Raw genomic sequence first — 16,340 nt, forward strand, 5'->3', positions numbered from 1 at the left:
AGTTTCGTGCCCAATCCTATGGGGCCGGGCCCCGGACCCACGAAACCGTTTCCCACCGGGAGTCCCTGCGGGCCCTGGCGCCGGCCGCCGCGTCGGCTACTGGGCCGGGGTTTCCGTGCGGGTCGGGGAGGCCGAGAGTTCCGCCGTGATGTCCGCCGGGCGGCGCCAGCCGCGTTCGCCGCGGGCCAGGAGCCAGGCCGTGGCCTCCTGCGGGGGCATCGCGGCCGCGACCAGCCAGCCCTGGACGGCGTCGCAGCCCAGGTCGCGCAGGCGCTCCCAGGTCTCGTCGTCCTCCACGCCCTCGGCGACGACGAGCAGTCCCAGCGAGTGCGCCAGGTCCACCGTGCAGCGCACGATCTCCGCGTCCTGCGCGTCCACCGCGAGCCGCGCCACGAACGAGCGGTCGATCTTCAGCTCGCTGACCGGCAGCCGCCGCAGGTGCACCAGGGAGGAGTAGCCCGTGCCGAAGTCGTCGAGCGACATCTTGACGCCGTGGCCCGTCAGGCCCGCCATGGTGTCGGCCGCGCGCTGCGGGTCCTCCAGCAGGACGTGTTCCGTTATCTCCAGCTGGAGCCCGCTCGCCGGGACCCCGTGCCGGGCCAGCCGGGCCGCGACCGCGCCCGCGAAGCCGGGCGTGTGGACGTCGCGCGGCGAGACGTTGACGGCGACGGGGACCTTCAGGCCCTGCGCCCGCCACCGCGCCACCTGGGCGAGGGCCGTCTCGAGGACGTACTCGGTGAGGTGCGGCATGAGCCCCGAGGTCTCGGCGATCGCGATGAACTCGTCCGGCGAGACCCGGCCCCGCTCCGGATGCACCCAGCGCACCAGGGCTTCGAGCCCGGCCACCTGGCCGTCGAAGCGGACCTTGGGCTGGTAGTGGAGTTCCACTTCACCGGCGTCGAGGGCCCGCCGCAGATCGCCGAGGAGGCCGAGGCGGTCGGGGGTGTTGCTGTCCCGCTTGGACTCGTACACCTCCACGCCCGTACGGTCCCGCTTCGCCTGGTACATCGCGACGTCGGCGCGGCGCAGCAGCCCCTCCGCGTCCAGCGCGTGGTCGGGGAAGACGGCGAGGCCGGCGCTGGCCTCCAGGACGAGGGTCAGGCCGTCCAGGTCGAGGGGCGAGCTGAGCTCGGCGACCAGGTGGCGGGCGACCCGCTGGGCGCTGGTGGTGGAGTCGGCGACGGGCAGGAGCACGGCGAACTCGTCACCGCCGAGGCGGGCGGCCTCGGCGTCCTCGGGAAGGGCCTGGCGGAGCCGGTCGGCGATCTGGAGGAGCAGCCGGTCGCCGGCGAGGTGGCCCAGCGTGTCGTTGACCGCGCGGAACCGGTCCAGGTCGATCAGCACAAGAGCTGACCGGGTGCCCAAACGTTCAGCCTCGTCCAGAGCGGACCACGCCCGCTCCAGGAGCCACTGCCGGTTCGGCAGCCCGGTCAGCGGATCGCGCAGCTGTTCCTCGGCGCGCGCCCGGGCGATCCACAGGGTGGAGTCGAGGGCGATCAGCGGTACGGCGAACAGCGGCAGCAGCACCGGCTGCGTCACGGCGACCACGCAGATCAGCGGGGCGATGCCGAGCAGGGCGACGGCTACTAAGGCCTGCCGGAGCAGGGCCGTGCGGGCGACGGTGGGCAGGGCGCCGCCGCGCGGGGTCAGCGCGAGCCACAGCAGCACCTTGGTGACCAGCAGGTAGGCCAGGGCCACCAGGACGATCTCGGGGACCGCCTCCGGCCCCCAGGTGGTGGGCCGCCACGGCGTCTCGACGCTCGGCGCGTCGCCGAACGCGGCGAGTACGAGGGCCCCCGCGCCGATGCCGAGGATGTCGGTGGCGCCGTGCAGCAGCCCTTGGCGCCAGCGGTGCCGGCGCGCGGCCCCGACCAGGGAGACCACCGCGAGCGAGACGAGTCCCGCGGGCACCCACCCGTACAGGATGAGCACGCCGAGGGTGAGGGCCGCGCCCGACCCGGTGCCACCCCACCAGCGGTCCCGGCCCAGCGCGACCAGGTGGCCGACGATGATGCCGGTCAGCAGGGCGAGCGCCCAGCCGACCGGGCCGCCGGGGAACAGGGCATGACGGTCACTCAGCCCGGAGACGATGCCGGCCGCGAGGACCACGGCGGACAGGCCCACGACGATGAAGGGCAGCACGGTGCGCTGCGCCGCTCCGCCCGATCCCGCGCCGGTGTCGAGCGGGTGGGTGTCCGGCGTCCTGGAACGCAGGACACCGAGTCGGCCCGCCCGCATGGACGGGATCTCCCCGCCGACATCAGGTGACGGGTCGGCGCTTTCGGTGGGTTTCATGCCCGTCCCTCTCACAGCCGGCAATGCCGATGCCACGCGATGGCCCCGATGTCATGCCATCACGGCTGGAATCGCATCACGCAGCCGTGCACGACAGGCGCACCCCTCAACAGTAGGACGCGAGAGGCTCCCAGGGGCAGCGGTCGGCGGCGGTTGCCCGAATGCGACCCAGCCATCCTCATCAGTACGGTATCCGCCGAACGGGTGAGTTTGGACCAGGATCCTCGGGTCACCCATCCGATGATCCGACAGGTCACCGCCCTGCGAACAGCCCTGTACCAGCCTTTTACCACCGGGCGTTGCGCCGGGCGTGCGCCCGCCCGTACGGCCGCACACCACGCATCCGTTCGCCTGTGCCGCTTTTCCCGTACGCGTCCCGCCGTGTCGTTCAGGGGTTGTTACTCCGCTTCGGCGGCGCCGTCCACCGGGAGCGCCGCCTCGCGTGCCGCGTCGGGGCCCTGTTCGAGGAGCACCGCGAAGCCCGCGTCGTCGAGGACGGCCAGCTTCAGCTGCATCGCCTTGTCGTACTTGGAGCCCGGGTTCTCACCGACCACGACGAAGGAGGTCTTCTTCGAGACGGAGCCGGTCACCTTGGCGCCGCGGCTCTGCAGGGCCTCCTTCGCGCCGTCCCGCGTGTGGCTCTGCAGAGTGCCGGTGACGACGACGGTCAGGCCCTCCAGCGGGCGCGGGCCCTCCTCCTCGCCGGAACCTTCCTCCTCCATCCGGACACCGGCCTCCCGCCACTTGCGCAGGATCTCCTGGTGCCAGTCCTCGGCGAACCACTCCTTCACCGAGGCCGCGATGATCGCGCCAACGCCGTCGGTCGCGGCCAGCTCCTCCTCGGTCGCCTGCTCGATCCGCTCGATCGAGCGGAACTCGCGGGCGAGCGCCGCCGCCGCGACCGGGCCGACGTGACGGATCGACAGACCGTTGATCACGCGGGCCAGCGGCTGGCTCTTGGCTGCCTCGATGTTCGCCAGCATGGCCAGCGTGTTGGCCTTGGGCTCGCCCTCCTTGTTGGCGAAGAAGGTGACGACCTTCGGCTCGCCGGTCTTCGGATCGATCTTGGGCTGACCCGAGTCCTGATCCCGCACGTAGGACGTGATGGGGAGCAGCTGCTCCAGGGTGAGGCTGAAGAGGTCGCCCTCGTTCGCCATCGGAGGGACCGACGGCTCCAGGGGCTGGGTGAGCGCGGCCGAGGCGACATACCCGAAGTTCTTGACGTCCAGGCAGGCGCGGCCGACCAGATAGAAGAGCCGCTCGCGCAACTGCGCCGGACAGGTACGGGCGTTGGGGCAGCGGAGGTCGATGTCGCCCTCCTTCATCGGCCGCAGCGCCGTCCCGCACTCGGGGCACTCGGCCGGCATGACGAACTTGCGCTCGGTGCCGTCGCGCAGGTCCACCACGGGGCCGAGGATCTCGGGGATGACGTCGCCGGCCTTGCGCAGCACCACGGTGTCCCCGATGAGCACGCCCTTGGCCTTGACGACCTCCTGGTTGTGCAGGGTCGCGAACTCGACCTCCGAGCCGGCCACCGTCACCGGCTCCACCTGCGCGTACGGGGTCACCCGGCCGGTGCGGCCCACGCCGACCTTGATGTCCACCAGCTTGGTGTTGACCTCTTCGGGGGCGTACTTCCAGGCGATCGCCCAGCGCGGGGCGCGGGCCGTGGAGCCGAGGCGGCCCTGGAGCGGGATCTCGTCGAGCTTGACGACGACGCCGTCGATCTCGTGCTCCACCGAGTGCCGGTTCTCGCCGAAGTACGCGATGAACTCGCGGACCTCCGCGAGCGAGGACACCGCCTTGTTGTGCCGGGCCGTGGGCAGGCCCCACTCGCTGAGCAGCTCGTACGCGTGGCTGAGCTTGTCGATGTCGAAGCCGGCGCGCGCGCCGATGCCGTGCACCACCATGTGCAGCGGGCGGGTGGCGGTGACCTTCGGGTCCTTCTGGCGCAGCGAACCGGCCGCAGCGTTGCGCGGGTTGGCGAAGGGCTTGTCGCCGGCCTCGACGAGCCGGGCGTTGAGCTCCTCGAACTTCTCCATCGGGAAGAAGACCTCGCCGCGGATCTCGACCAGCTCCGGGACCCGGTCGCCCTTGAGGCGGTCCGGGATGTCCGCGATCGTGCGGACGTTGGGCGTGATGTCCTCGCCGGAGCGGCCGTCGCCGCGGGTGGCGGCCCGGGTCAGGCGGCCCTTCTCGTAGGTGAGGTTGACGGCGAGGCCGTCCACCTTGAGCTCGCACAGGTAGTGGAAATCGGGGGTGTTGACGTCCCGGGCCACCCGCTCGGCCCAGGCCGCCAACTCCTCGTCGTCGAAGGCATTGTCGAGGGAGAGCATGCGCTCCCGGTGCTCGACGGACGCGAAGTCCGTCTCGTACGCCCCGGCCACCTTCTGGGTGGGCGAATCGGGCGTGCGCAGCTCCGGGTACTGCTCCTCCAGCGCCTCCAGCGAGCGCAGCAGCTTGTCGAACTCGGCGTCGCTGACGACCGGCTGGTCGTTCACGTAGTACCGGAAGCGGTGCTCCTCGACCTGCTCGGCCAGCAGCGCGTGCTGCTCACGCACCGCCGCCGGTGCGGCCGTGCCGTCGCCGGCCTGCTTCTGTTCGGCTGCCATGCCGTGTCCTCCCGTGGCCCGTCTGCTTACGTCACTCAGGGTTGTCGGCGAGCGACCTCGCCGCCCTGACGCAGTGCGCCTGCACCGCGCGGGCGTAGGCGGGCGAGGCGCCCGCCAGACCGCATGACGGGGTGACCACGACGGACTCCGCCAGAGTCCCCGGGGCCAGCCCCAGCCTGCGCCAAAGCTTCCTGACACCCATGACGCTACCGGCAGGGTCCGACAACGGGGCGTCGGTGCCCGGCACCACTCCGGCGAAGAGTTTCGTACCGCCTTCGACGGCCTCCCCGATGGCGTCGTCCTCGCGCTCGGTGAGCAAGGAGAAATCGAACGACACGCCCGTGGCGCCGGCCCGCCGGAGCAGCCCGAAGGGCACCTCGGGGGCGCAGGAGTGGACGACGACCTCCCCGTCGTGGACGGCGAACAGCTCGCGCAGGGTGCCCTCGACGACCTGCCGGTCCACGGCCCGGTACGTGCGGTACTTGCTCGCGGACCGTACGCGCCCCAGCAGCACCCCGGTCAGGGACGGCTCGTCGAGCTGGAGCACGATGTCGGCGCCGGGGATGCGCCTCCGTACGTCGGCCAGGTGGTCGCGCAGGCCCTCCGCGAGGGATCCGGCCAGGTCGCGGCAGGCGCCGGCGTCCTGGAGCACGGCCTCGCCGCCGTGCAGTTCGAGGGCGGTGGCGAGGGTCCACGGCCCGACGGCCTGGACCTTGAGCCTGCCCGTGTACCTCTGGGTGAACTCCTCGAGCGCGTCCAGGTCCTCGCCCAGCCAGGAGCGGGCCCGCTTCGAGTCCCGTCCCGGGCGGTCGCTGATCCGCCAGCCGCTGGGCTCGACGTGGGCGTACATGTCGACGAGCAGCCCGAGGGAGCGGCCGATCATGTCCGCGCCGGGCCCGCGGGCGGGCAGCTCGGCCAGGTACGGGAACTCCTCGAAGGACCCGGTGACGGTCTTGGCGGCCTCGCGGGCGTCGCCGCCGGGGAGGGAGCCGACGCCGGTGGCGCTCGCGGTCATCGGCCGGGCCTGACGCTCAGGTCGTTGACCTCGGCGTCGCGCGGCAGGTCGACGGCCATCAGGATCGTGGTGGCCACGGACTCGGGGTCGATCCAGGCGGAGGGGTCGTACTCCTTGCCCTCCTGGGAGTGGACCTTGGCCTGCATCGCGGTGGCGGTCCGGCCGGGGTAGACGGAGGTGACGCGGATGCCGTTCTGCTTCTCCTCGGCGCGCAGCGAGTCGGCGAGCGCCTTGAGCCCGTGCTTGGAGGCGGCGTACGCGCTCCAGTCGGCGTGGGCGGCGAGACCGGCGCCGGAGTTCACGAAGACCACGGTGGCGCGGGAGGCGCGCAGGGTGGGCAGCAGCAGCCGGGTGACTTCGGCGGGGGCGATCAGGTTCACGTTGAGCTGCTGCTGCCAGGTCTTGGGGCGCAGCTCGCCGACGGGGCCGAGGTCGACGATCCCGGCGATGTGCAGGAGGGAGTCGATCCGCTCCGGGATCGCCTGCTTGGAGAAGGCCCACGACAGCCGTTCGGGGTCGGCGAGGTCCCCGACGAGGGCGCGGGAGCCGGGGTAGCGCTCGACGAGCTGCTTGCCGCGGGCGGCGTCGCGGGCGAGCAGGACGAGGTCGTCGCCGCGGGCGTGCAGCCGTGCGGCGACGGCGGCGCCGATGCCTGCCCCGGCACCGGTGATCAGGTGAGTAGCCATACGCCCCATGCTCGCACCCCCGGCACGCTGATCCGGGCCCCGGTCGGCCACCGGCCGACCCGCCCGGCAGGGGCGTCAGAGACCGGCTTCGGCGCGCAGGCGGGCCGCCGTCTTCGTGGCGTCGTAGCCGGGTGGGACACCGTCCACCAGGATGACCTCGCCCGGGATGTGGCGGGTGCGGAGTGGGATCAGGGCCTGGTAGGCGGGGGAGGCGTACCAGGCGCGGGCCCGCTCGATGTCCGGGAAGGCGAGGAGCACCACGGTCCCGGGGAAGGGGCCTTCCATGACCTCGACCTGCGCGCCGTGGACGAGGAAGCGGCCCTCGAAGGGGTCCATCGTCGGCTGGATCTCCTCGATGTAGTGGAGGATCTCCTCGTTCAGGGTCCCGGGCCGGATGTGGGCGATGGCATAAGCGGTCATGGTCGTGGCCTCCGTGCTCTCAAGTGGCTTTCCGGATCGGGCTGTTGATCCGATCCTGCCAAGCCGGGGAGCCGAAGGCCATGACCTCCGGGGTCATGCCGCCGCGGCCGCCGGGGTGCCGGGCCGGAAGGTCCGGCGGTAGGCGATCGGCGAGATGCCGAGGGCGGTCCGCATGTGCTGGCGCAGCGAGTTGGCGGAGCCGAAGCCGGCCCGGTACGCGACCAGGTCGACCGGGAGATCGCTGGATTCCAGCAACTGGCGGGCGACTTCGAGGCGTTGGACGGTGAGCCACTGCACAGGGGTCATGCCGACCTCGTCACGGAACCGCCGGGTGAAGGTCCGCAGGCTCATCCGGGCGTGGGCGGCCAGCTCGGCCAGCGTGACCGGCTCGGCGAGCCGCTCCAGGGCCCAGGCGCGGGTGGCGGTGGTGGTGGCGACGGTGGGTTCGGGGACGGGCCGGTCGATGTACTGGGCCTGCCCGCCGTCCCGCCACGGCGGTACGACGCACAGCCGCGCGGCGCGGTTGGCGGCGGCGGTGCCGTGGTCGGCGCGGATCAGGTAGAGGCACAGGTCGATGCCGGCCGCGACGCCCGCCGAGGTGAGGATGTCGCCGTCGTCGACGAAGAGCACGTCCTCGTCGAGGAGGACGCGCGGGAAGGCCCGCTGGAACTCCGGCGCGTGCGCCCAGTGCGTGGTGGCGCGCCGCCCGTCGAGCAGCCCGGCGGCGGCGAGCACCTCGGAGCCGGAGCAGATGGACACGGTCCGGGTGCCGGGCCGGATGGCGGCGAGTGCGCCGACGAGGGCCGGCGGCAGGGGCTCGCCGCGCAGGAGCCCGGGCATGGCGTGGGTGGGCGGGACGATCACGGTGTCGGCCGCGGCGAGGGCCTCGGGGCCGGCCGTGACGCCGATGGTGAAGCCTGCGTCACTGGCCACGGGCAGGCCGTCGGCGGTGCAGACGGTGACCTCGTACAGCGCGCTGCCGTCCTCCGCGTGGGCGTTGCCGAACACGCGCGACGGCATTCCGAGCTCGAACGGGGCGACGCCCTCGAGGGCGAGTACGGCGATTCGATGCAAACCGGGCATGGCCAGATCCTGTCACATGGTGGCCGTACGGCCAACACCACGCGGGGCCGGGTATGGCCAAGCTGATGTCACCGGCCGGGAGAACCGGCACGGAGCACCCCGAGCAACACCGAAGATCACCAGGGAGACAGTCATGCGTGCGATCGTCGTCAGCCAGTGGGGCGGACCCGAGGTTCTCACCGAGGTCGAGATGGAGCGGCCCGAGCCGGGCCTGAACGAGATCCTCGTACGGGTCCACGCGGCCGGCGTGAACCCGGCGGACTGGAAGACCCGGGCCAGCGGCGCCCTCATCAGCTGGGGCGAGGTCCCGATGGTCGGCTGGGACGTCTCGGGCACCGTCGAGGCGGTCGGTCCGGGCGTGACGCTGTACCGCGAGGGCGACGAGGTGTACGGCATGCCGAACTTCCCGCGCCAGGCGGGCGGCTACGCCGAGTACGTGGTCGCCCCGGCCCGGCACTTCGCCCGCAAGCCGGCCTCCCTGGACCACGTGCAGGCGGCGGCCCTGCCGCTGGCGGCGCTGACCGCCTGGCAGGCCCTGGTGGACACGGCCGGGGTCACGGCCGGGCAGCGGGTGCTGGTCCACGCGGCGGCGGGCGGAGTCGGCCACCTTGCGGTGCAGATCGCCAAGGCCCGCGGCGCGTACGTGATCGGCACGGCCAGCGCGGCCAAGCACGAGCTGCTGCGCGAGCTGGGCGCCGACGAGGTGCTCGACTACCGCACCACGGACTTCGAGGACGCCGTCTCGGACGTGGACGTCGTGATCGACGCGGTCGGCGGGGACTACGGGCAGCGCTCGCTGAAGGTGCTGAAGCCGGGCGGGCACCTCGTGACCCTGCCGGGCCCGGACGGCATCCCGGCCGACACGCAGGGCGTGCACGCCGCGTGGGTCCTCGTCGAGCCGGACCTCAAGGGCCTGGAGGAGATCGCGTCCCTCGCCGACCGCGGCCTGCTCAAGCCGCTGGTCGACACGGTGCTGCCGCTGGAGCAGGCCGCGAAGGCCCACGAGATCGGCGAGCAGGGCCGGACCACCGGGAAGATCGTCCTGACGGTCGCCTAGACGGCCTGGGACTCAAGGGCGGCCACAGGGGCTTCGCGAACACTTCCACGACCCGGTCACACGGACGCGGCCGTGGCCCGGGTGGTCGTCGCGATGGTGGCGGAGCCGACCACGCGGGTGCCGTCGTAGAGCACGATCGCCTGGCCGGGGGCGACACCGCGGACCGGCTCCTCGAAGCGCACCCTCAGCTCGCCGTCCACGAGCTCGGCGAAGACCTCGGTCTCGCCGCCGTGGGCGCGCAGCTGCGCGGTGTACGTGCCCGGGGCCGCGGCCGTGGAGCCGCACCAGCGGGGGCGGATCGCGGTCAGGGCGCTGACGTCGAGGGCCTCGGCGGGGCCGACGGTGACGGTGTTGTTCACCGGCGAGATGTCGAGGACGTAGCGCGGCTTGCCGTCGGGAGCGGGGTGGCCGATGCGCAAGCCCTTGCGCTGGCCGATGGTGAAACCGAAGGCGCCGTCGTGGGTGCCGACCTTCTGGCCGGTCGCCTCGTCGACGATGTCGCCCTCGGCCTTGCCGAGGCGGTTCGCGAGGAAGCCCTGGGTGTCGCCGTCGGCGATGAAGCAGATGTCGTGGCTGTCGGGCTTCTTCGCGACGGCCAGACCGCGCTCCTCCGCCTCCGCCCGGATCTCGTCCTTCGTCGTGAGGGTGTCGCCGAGCGGGAAGAGCGCGTGGGCGAGCTGCTTTTCGTCGAGGACGCCGAGGACGTACGACTGGTCCTTGGCCATGTCGGAGGCGCGGTGCAGCTCGCGGGAGCCGTCCTCGTGCACCACGACGGTGGCGTAGTGGCCGGTGCAGACGGCGTCGAAGCCGAGCGCGAGGGCCTTGTCGAGCAGGGCCGCGAACTTGATCTTCTCGTTGCAGCGCAGGCAGGGGTTCGGGGTGCGCCCGGCCTCGTACTCGGAGATGAAGTCCTCGACGACGTCCTCGCGGAAGCGCTCGGCGAGGTCCCAGACGTAGAACGGGATACCGATGACGTCGGCGGCGCGGCGGGCGTCGCGGGAGTCCTCGATGGTGCAGCAGCCGCGGGCGCCCGTCCGGAAGGACTGCGGGTTCGCGGAGAGCGCGAGGTGGACGCCGGTCACGTCGTGCCCGGCTTCGACCGCGCGGGCGGCTGCGACGGCGGAGTCCACGCCGCCGGACATGGCGGCCAGGACGCGGAGGGGGCGGACGGTGCGCGGCAGGTTCTGAGTCATAGCACCGTCCAGAGTACGGGGGAACCGCCCGGGGTCACAGCGCGTTATCGGGTACAGGGGGTGGATCACATGGGGAGCAAGGTCGAAGCTGCGCCGAAGGCTGCGCCGCGCAGGACCCGCCGGGCGGTGCTGTTCGGGGGGCTCGGGGTCTTCACGGTGGCGGCGATCGCCGGGCAGGACGAGCTGCGGCGTGCCTGGTGGCTGCTGCCCGGCGTGGGCAAGCCCCGCAAGGAGGGTGAGGTCGACCACATGGGCGCGGGCTGGACGTCGGCCTCGCCGGCGAACTGGCGGATGGCGGACCGGCCCGAGGACTACCGGGTGGACCGGATCGTCGTGCATGTCACGCAGGGCAGCTTCGCGTCCTCGGTGGACGCCTTCAAGAACCCGTTCCACCAGGCGTCGGCGCACTACATAGTCGGCCAGGACGGCCGCATCGAGCAGATGGTGCGCGAGATGGATGTCGCCTTCCACTCGGGCAACCGCTCCATGAACGAGCGCAGCCTGGGCATCGAGCACGAGGGGTTCGTGGACCGGCCGCAGGACTTCACGGAGGCGATGTACGCGGCCTCGGCCCGGCTGGCCGCCGACATATGCCGCAGATACGGCATACCGGTGGACCGTACGCACATAGTGGCCCACTCCGAGGTCCCGGGCACCGACCACACGGACCCGGGCCGCCACTGGGACTGGGACCGGTACCTGGGCCTGGTCCGCTCGGAGCTCGCGGCCTCCCCCGCCAAGGCCTCGGGCTGACAGCCCTTAGCTGAGGCCTGCCGTACGGGCGCGCTCGACGGCCGGGCCGATGGCGGCGGCGACGGCCGCGACGTCCTCCTTGGTGGAGGTGTGGCCGAGGGAGAAGCGCAGGGTGCCGCGGGCCAGCTGCGGATCCGTACCGGTGGCAAGCAGGACGTGGCTGGGCTGGGCCACGCCGGCGGTGCAGGCGGAGCCGGTGGAGCACTCGATGCCCTGGGCGTCGAGCAGGAGCAGCAGGGAGTCGCCCTCGCAGCCGGGGAAGCTGAAGTGCGCGTTGGCCGGGAGCCGGCCGTCCGGGTCCCCGCCGAGGACGGCGTCGGGCACCTCCCGGAGCACGGCGGCGACCAGCTCGTCGCGCAGCGCGCCGATCTCGGCGGCGAACCGCTCGCGCCGCTCGGCGGCGATCACGGCGGCCACCGCGAAGGCGGCGACGGCGGGCACGTCGAGGGTCCCGGAGCGCACGTGCCGCTCCTGGCCGCCGCCGTGCAGGACGGGTACGGGGCTCTGGTCGCGGCCGAGCAGCAGCGCGCCGATGCCGTACGGGCCGCCGACCTTGTGGCCGCTGACGGTCATCGCGGCGAGGCCGCTGTGGCCGAAGCGGACGTCGAGCTGACCGAAGGCCTGGACGGCGTCGGAGTGCAGGGGGATGGCGAACTCGCGGGCCACGGCGGCCAGTTCATGGACCGGCATGACGGTGCCGATCTCGTTGTTGGCCCACATGACGGTGGCCAGGGCCACGTCGTCGGGGTTGCGCGCGATGGCTTCCCGCAGGGCCTCGGGGTGCACGCGGCCGTACCGGTCGACGGGGAGGTACTCGACCCGGGCGCCCTCGTGCTCGCCGAGCCAGTGGACGGCGTCGAGGACGGCGTGGTGCTCGACGGGGCTGGCGAGCACCCGGGTCCGGGCGGGGTCCTGGTCGCGCCGGGCCCAGTAGAGGCCCTTGACGGCGAGGTTGTCGGCCTCCGTGCCGCCCGCGGTGAAGACCACCTCGCTCGGGCGGGCGCCGAGTGCCTCGGCGAGGGCCTCGCGGGCCTCCTCGACGGTACGGCGGGCACGGCGGCCGGCGGCATGGAGGGAGGACGCGTTACCCGTGGCGGCGAACTGCGCGGTCATCGCCGCAGCGGCCTCCGGGAGCATCGGAGTGGTGGCGGCGTGGTCGAGGTAGGCCATGATCCCCCGATTCTACGAGTCCGCTCCACGGGGCCGGACCCCGCGGGGTCCAGCCTCCCGCCGGGCCGCACCCGGCAGCCGCCGACCCCGCCCTGGCGGGCTCGCCCGGCGGGCCTTGCCGGGACCCCGCTCGGGCCTCTGCCCCCGAACGGCCACTGCCCAAACCCCGCCGGAGCCGTATCCGACCCGGCCCGGCCGGAACTCCCCGCTCCCCGACGGGTCAGCGGGGGGCGCGGGCCAGTTGGCGGGACTGGGCCACCAGGCGGTCCGCGGAGTCCCAGACCTCGGCGTCCTCCTCCAGGAAGCCCCCGGCCAGGTTCCGGGTCGTGATGGAGATCCGCAGCGGGCCCGGGGCCGGGCGATGGCGGATGTGGGTGGTGAGCTCGATGGTCGGGCTCCAGCCCATCAGGCCCAGGTCGAAGCAGGTCGGCGGCAGCGCGTCCACCGCGAGCAGCATCGAGAGCGGGTCCGCGTCACGGCCGTCGGCCAGCTCGAACCAGGCCCGCATCTCGCCCTTCCCCGACGGCGCGCCGAGCGCCCAGCCCGCCGTCGCCGGGTCCAGCCGCAGCCGGAGCCGGTCCACGATCGCGTTGCTGCCGGGGATCGGGGCCGGGCCGGCCTCCGGGCCGAGGCAGTCGGCGTAGGGCGGGATCACCGGCGGGACGGCCGTGGTGCGGACGTCGTCCGGGAGGGAGGCGAGGTCGCCGTACGAGGCGACGACCCGGATCCGCTCGATCTCGGCGCCGTTCTCGTCGTACTGGAAGAGGGAGGCCTGGCCGGTGGAGAGGGTGCGTCCCACCCGGACGACCTCGGTGCGGATCACCGCGGGGCCGGGTACCGACGAGGTCAGGTAGTGCGCGGAGACGGTGAAGGGGTCCGGGTGCGGCAGGGCCGCCGACAGCGCCCGGCCGACCAGGGCCAGCAGATAGCCGCCGTTGACGGCGGTGATGATCGTCCATCCGGCGGAGAGTTCCGCGTCGTACACACCGGGCTCGCCCGCGCGGGCGGTGACGGTGGTGTCGCGGTCGAACTCGCTGTCGCCGATGGTTGCCTGGGCCGCTGCGTATGCCATGAATTCGACACTACAACGCGAAGCTACTAAGCGGTAGCTTTCCTTTGCTACATGCTGGTTACGGCTCTTCGGCCACCGAGGAGCGGCGGTTCCAGGCCAGCGGGGCCCGCCAGTGGTAGGTCATGGCGAGGAGCCGGAGCACGAACGTGGTGACGATCGCGAGGGCGGTGGTCATCGCGTTGAGCACGCCGAAACCGATGAACACGGCCACCATCGAGGCGCCGACCATGGCGGGGACGGCGTACATCTCGCGGTCGCGCAGCAGCGACGGCACCTCGTTGACGAGCACGTCGCGCAGCACGCCCCCGCCGACGGCGGTGGCCAGGCCCAGCGCGGCGGACGCGGTGAGTCCGAGGCCGAACTCGTACGCCTTGGTCGTGCCCGTCACGCAGAACAGGGCGAGGCCGGCGGCATCGAAGACGTTGATGGCGCGGTTGATCCGCTGCACCTCGGGGTGCAGGAAGAAGACGAGGCCGGCCGCGATCAGCGGCGTGACGAAGAAGCTGAGCTCGCCGAAGGCGGCCGGCGGGACGGCGCCGATGACGAGATCGCGGAAGAGGCCGCCGCCGAGGGCGGTGACCAGCGCGAGGACGCAGATGCCGAACACGTCGAAGTTCTTGCGTACGGCGAGCAGGGCGCCTGAGGTGGCGAAGACGAAGATGCCGGCGAGGTCCAGGGCATGCTGGATCCCGGGCGGGAAGAGATCGTGGAGCACCGCCCCATTGTGCCGTTCGCCAGGCCGTCTGTTCGACGGGCCGGGCCCGCCACCCCGGCCGGAGGCCGGCCAACCGGCCGGGAGCCCCTCGGCCGGGCGCGGACAAGCCGGTGTCCCGGGCTCCGACCGCTACGCGGAGACCGGGACACCGGACGAAGTGGGCCCGGTTACTCCGAGACCGTCACCACCGCCTCCGCCGCGCCCGGCAGGGCCGGGTCGCCCGGAGCCTGGTCGGCGGCGTTCTCCGGGTGGTGGCAGGCCACCTGGTGGCCCGTGGCCAGGGCCAGCATCGGCGGTTCCTGCGTCGTGCAGATCTGCGTGGCCTTCCAGCACCGCGTGTGGAAGCGGCAGCCGGTAGGGGGCGAGATCGGCGAGGGCACGTCGCCCTTGAGCAGGATGCGCCCGCTCTTCGCGCCGCGCCGGCGCGGGTCCGGCACCGGCACGGCCGACAGCAGCGCCTTGGTGTACGGGTGCATCGGGTTCTCGTACAGCGACTTGCGGTCGGTCAGCTCCACGATCTTGCCGAGGTACATCACCGCGATGCGGTCCGACACGTGCCGGATGACCGACAGGTCGTGCGCGATGATCACGTACGTGAGGCCGAGCTCCTCCTGGAGGTCGTCCAGCAGGTTGACCACCTGGGCCTGGATCGACACGTCCAGCGCCGAGACCGGCTCGTCGGCGACGACCAGCTTCGGCTTCAGGGCCAGCGCGCGGGCGATGCCGATGCGCTGGCGCTGGCCGCCCGAGAACTCGTGCGGGTAGCGGTTGTAGTGCTCCGGGTTGAGGCCCACCAGGGACAGCAGTCGCTGCACCTCCGCCTTCAGGCCGCCCTCCGGCTGCACGCCCTGCAGCTTGAACGGGGCGCTGACGATCGTGCCGACCGTGTGCCGCGGGTTCAGCGAGCCGTACGGGTCCTGGAAGATCATCTGCACGTCGCGGCGCAGCGGACGCATTCCGGAGACCCCGAGGTGCGTGATGTCGCGCCCCTGGAACTCGACCGTGCCGCCCGTGGGCTCCAGCAGGCGCGTGATCAGGCGGCCCATCGTCGACTTGCCGCAGCCGGACTCGCCGACGACGCCGAGCGTCTCACCGCGCCGGACGTCGAAGTCGATGCCGTCCACGGCCTTGACGGCCCCGACCTGCCGGCGCAGCAGCCCCTTGTTGATGGGGAAGTGCTTGACCAGGCCGGTCACCTTCAGCAGCGGCTGCTCCTCGGCCGCAGCCGCGGAGTCCTTCTTCATGTCGGTCACAGCTTCGGCGCAATCTCTTCGGTCCAGATCCGGGTCCGCTCCTCCTGCGACATGTGGCAGGCGGACCAGTGCCGGCTGTCGTCCTCGGTGAGCTCGGGCCGCTGGGTGCGGGTGATGCCGCCCTTGGGGATGTCGGCGTACGGGCAGCGCGGGTTGAAGGCGCAGCCGCTCGGGATGTTGATCAGGCTGGGCGGCGAGCCCTTGACCGGGATCAGGCGCTCGGTCTGCTCGCGGTCGATGCGCGGCATGGAGCCGAGCAGGCCCCAGGTGTAGGGGTGGCGGGGTTCGTAGAAGACCTTCTCGGCGGTGCCGCGCTCGACGCACCGGCCGCCGTACATCACGAGGATCTCGTCGGCCATCTCGGCGACCACGCCGAGGTCGTGCGTGATCATGATGACCGCGGAGCCGAACTCCTTCTGCAGGTCGCGGATCAGGTCGAGGATCTGCGCCTGGACGGTGACGTCGAGGGCGGTGGTCGGCTCGTCCGCGATGAGCAGTTCGGGGTTGTTGACGAGCGCCATCGCGATCATCGCGCGCTGGCGCATACCGCCGGAGAACTCGTGCGGGTACGCGTCCACGCGCCGGTGGGGCTCGGGGATGCCGACCCGGTCGAGCATCTCGACCGCACGGGTGCGGGCGGTCTTCTTGTCGACGTTCTGGTGGGTCCGGTACGCCTCGATGATCTGCTTGCCGACCGAGTAGTACGGGTGCATCGCGGACAGCGGGTCCTGGAAGACCATCGCCATCTTGCGGCCGCGCAGCTTGCGCACGTGGTCCGCGTCGGCGCGTACGAGGTCCTCGCCGTCGAGCACGACCTGGCCCGAGATGTCCGGGCGGCTGCGGGCGTTGCCGGTGCGGTGCAGGCCCATGATGGCCAGCGAGGTCACCGACTTGCCGGAGCCGGACTCGCCGACGATGCCGAGCGTCTTGCCGCGCTCGAGGTCGAAGGAGAGCCCGTCGACGGACTTGACCAGGCCGTCGTCGGTCGGGAAGTGCACTTTGAGGTCGCGTACGGA

14 protein-coding genes are annotated in these 16,340 nt (G+C 72.4%); 2 read left to right on the top strand and 12 right to left on the bottom strand.

The window, feature by feature from the left end:
* Nucleotides 1-96: 96 nt before the first annotated feature.
* From OHT74_RS12025 to OHT74_RS12050, 6 genes are all read right to left on the bottom strand, one after another.
* Complete coding sequence (locus OHT74_RS12025; RefSeq protein WP_443047358.1) at nucleotides 97-2,295, bottom strand: putative bifunctional diguanylate cyclase/phosphodiesterase; 2,199 nt, start codon at nucleotides 2,293-2,295, stop codon at nucleotides 97-99.
* A 398-nt stretch (nucleotides 2,296-2,693) separates the two neighbouring features.
* The gene (gene ligA, locus OHT74_RS12030; RefSeq protein ID WP_328620238.1) at nucleotides 2,694-4,907 is read right to left on the bottom strand and encodes an NAD-dependent DNA ligase LigA; all 2,214 of its coding nucleotides are present in this window, start codon (nucleotides 4,905-4,907) and stop codon (nucleotides 2,694-2,696) included.
* 31 nt (nucleotides 4,908-4,938) lie between these two features.
* Nucleotides 4,939-5,922 carry a methionine synthase gene (locus tag OHT74_RS12035; protein WP_328620239.1) on the bottom strand — a complete coding sequence of 328 codons (984 nt, stop codon included), beginning with the start codon at nucleotides 5,920-5,922 and terminating at the stop codon, nucleotides 4,939-4,941.
* Nucleotides 5,919-6,608 carry an SDR family oxidoreductase gene (locus OHT74_RS12040; protein ID WP_266663487.1) on the bottom strand — a complete coding sequence of 230 codons (690 nt, stop codon included), beginning with the start codon at nucleotides 6,606-6,608 and terminating at the stop codon, nucleotides 5,919-5,921. The genes OHT74_RS12035 and OHT74_RS12040 overlap by 4 nt, the downstream gene beginning before the upstream one ends.
* A 75-nt stretch (nucleotides 6,609-6,683) precedes the next feature.
* Entirely contained in the window at nucleotides 6,684-7,028 is a 345-nt protein-coding gene (locus OHT74_RS12045) for a DUF1330 domain-containing protein (RefSeq protein WP_328620240.1), read from the bottom strand.
* 93 nt (nucleotides 7,029-7,121) lie between these two features.
* Nucleotides 7,122-8,111, bottom strand: coding sequence for a GlxA family transcriptional regulator (locus tag OHT74_RS12050; protein WP_266663491.1), 990 nt, complete (start codon nucleotides 8,109-8,111; stop codon nucleotides 7,122-7,124).
* 133 nt (nucleotides 8,112-8,244) lie between these two features.
* Here OHT74_RS12050 and OHT74_RS12055 point away from each other — a divergent pair, with 133 nt between their 5' ends.
* Entirely contained in the window at nucleotides 8,245-9,168 is a 924-nt protein-coding gene (locus OHT74_RS12055) for an NADP-dependent oxidoreductase (RefSeq protein WP_328620241.1), read from the top strand.
* A 56-nt stretch (nucleotides 9,169-9,224) separates the two neighbouring features.
* Here OHT74_RS12055 and mnmA read toward each other — a convergent pair whose 3' ends face one another.
* Nucleotides 9,225-10,361, bottom strand: a complete 1,137-nt coding sequence (gene mnmA, locus OHT74_RS12060) for a tRNA 2-thiouridine(34) synthase MnmA (RefSeq protein WP_266663495.1) — start codon at nucleotides 10,359-10,361, stop codon at nucleotides 9,225-9,227.
* A 69-nt stretch (nucleotides 10,362-10,430) separates the two neighbouring features.
* Between mnmA and OHT74_RS12065 the strand changes: the two genes are divergently transcribed.
* Nucleotides 10,431-11,114: an N-acetylmuramoyl-L-alanine amidase gene (locus OHT74_RS12065; RefSeq protein WP_328620242.1), complete on the top strand. Its 684-nt coding sequence runs from the start codon at nucleotides 10,431-10,433 to the stop codon at nucleotides 11,112-11,114.
* Nucleotides 11,115-11,120: 6 nt separating this feature from the next.
* Here OHT74_RS12065 and OHT74_RS12070 read toward each other — a convergent pair whose 3' ends face one another.
* The 5 genes from OHT74_RS12070 to OHT74_RS12090 all read right to left on the bottom strand — a co-directional run bounded on the left by OHT74_RS12070 (nucleotide 11,121) and on the right by OHT74_RS12090 (nucleotide 16,322).
* A complete protein-coding gene (locus OHT74_RS12070) occupies nucleotides 11,121-12,284 on the bottom strand; it encodes a cysteine desulfurase family protein (protein WP_328620243.1) in 1,164 nt (387 codons plus the stop codon).
* 220 nt (nucleotides 12,285-12,504) lie between these two features.
* Nucleotides 12,505-13,356: a thioesterase family protein gene (locus tag OHT74_RS12075; RefSeq protein ID WP_266663500.1), complete on the bottom strand. Its 852-nt coding sequence runs from the start codon at nucleotides 13,354-13,356 to the stop codon at nucleotides 12,505-12,507.
* Nucleotides 13,357-13,414: 58 nt separating this feature from the next.
* Complete coding sequence (locus OHT74_RS12080) at nucleotides 13,415-14,071, bottom strand: trimeric intracellular cation channel family protein (RefSeq protein ID WP_266663502.1); 657 nt, start codon at nucleotides 14,069-14,071, stop codon at nucleotides 13,415-13,417.
* A 167-nt stretch (nucleotides 14,072-14,238) separates the two neighbouring features.
* Nucleotides 14,239-15,315, bottom strand: a complete 1,077-nt coding sequence (locus tag OHT74_RS12085; protein ID WP_266672668.1) for an ABC transporter ATP-binding protein — start codon at nucleotides 15,313-15,315, stop codon at nucleotides 14,239-14,241.
* Between the two features lie 5 nt (nucleotides 15,316-15,320).
* A complete protein-coding gene (locus OHT74_RS12090) occupies nucleotides 15,321-16,322 on the bottom strand; it encodes an ABC transporter ATP-binding protein (RefSeq protein WP_266672670.1) in 1,002 nt (333 codons plus the stop codon).
* Nucleotides 16,323-16,340 lie beyond the last annotated feature (18 nt).

This window comes from Streptomyces sp. NBC_00354 (genome assembly GCF_036106915.1).
GTDB lineage: Bacteria > Actinomycetota > Actinomycetes > Streptomycetales > Streptomycetaceae > Streptomyces.

Excerpts from the sequence above, each read along its gene's own strand:
- OHT74_RS12055 (WP_328620241.1), top strand. The coding sequence starts at position 8,245 with ATGCGTGCGATCGTCGTCAGCCAGTGGGGCGGACCCGAGGTTCTCACC.
- OHT74_RS12025 (WP_443047358.1), bottom strand. The coding sequence starts at position 2,295 with ATGAAACCCACCGAAAGCGCCGACCCGTCACCTGATGTCGGCGGGGAG.
- OHT74_RS12045 (WP_328620240.1), bottom strand. The coding sequence starts at position 7,028 with ATGACCGCTTATGCCATCGCCCACATCCGGCCCGGGACCCTGAACGAG.
- OHT74_RS12085 (WP_266672668.1), bottom strand. The coding sequence starts at position 15,315 with ATGAAGAAGGACTCCGCGGCTGCGGCCGAGGAGCAGCCGCTGCTGAAG.
- OHT74_RS12040 (WP_266663487.1), bottom strand. The coding sequence starts at position 6,608 with ATGGCTACTCACCTGATCACCGGTGCCGGGGCAGGCATCGGCGCCGCC.
- OHT74_RS12035 (WP_328620239.1), bottom strand. The coding sequence starts at position 5,922 with ATGACCGCGAGCGCCACCGGCGTCGGCTCCCTCCCCGGCGGCGACGCC.
- OHT74_RS12070 (WP_328620243.1), bottom strand. The coding sequence starts at position 12,284 with ATGGCCTACCTCGACCACGCCGCCACCACTCCGATGCTCCCGGAGGCC.
- OHT74_RS12075 (WP_266663500.1), bottom strand. The coding sequence starts at position 13,356 with ATGGCATACGCAGCGGCCCAGGCAACCATCGGCGACAGCGAGTTCGAC.
- mnmA (WP_266663495.1), bottom strand. The coding sequence starts at position 10,361 with ATGACTCAGAACCTGCCGCGCACCGTCCGCCCCCTCCGCGTCCTGGCC.
- ligA (WP_328620238.1), bottom strand. The coding sequence starts at position 4,907 with ATGGCAGCCGAACAGAAGCAGGCCGGCGACGGCACGGCCGCACCGGCG.
- OHT74_RS12050 (WP_266663491.1), bottom strand. The coding sequence starts at position 8,111 with ATGCCCGGTTTGCATCGAATCGCCGTACTCGCCCTCGAGGGCGTCGCC.
- OHT74_RS12065 (WP_328620242.1), top strand. The coding sequence starts at position 10,431 with ATGGGGAGCAAGGTCGAAGCTGCGCCGAAGGCTGCGCCGCGCAGGACC.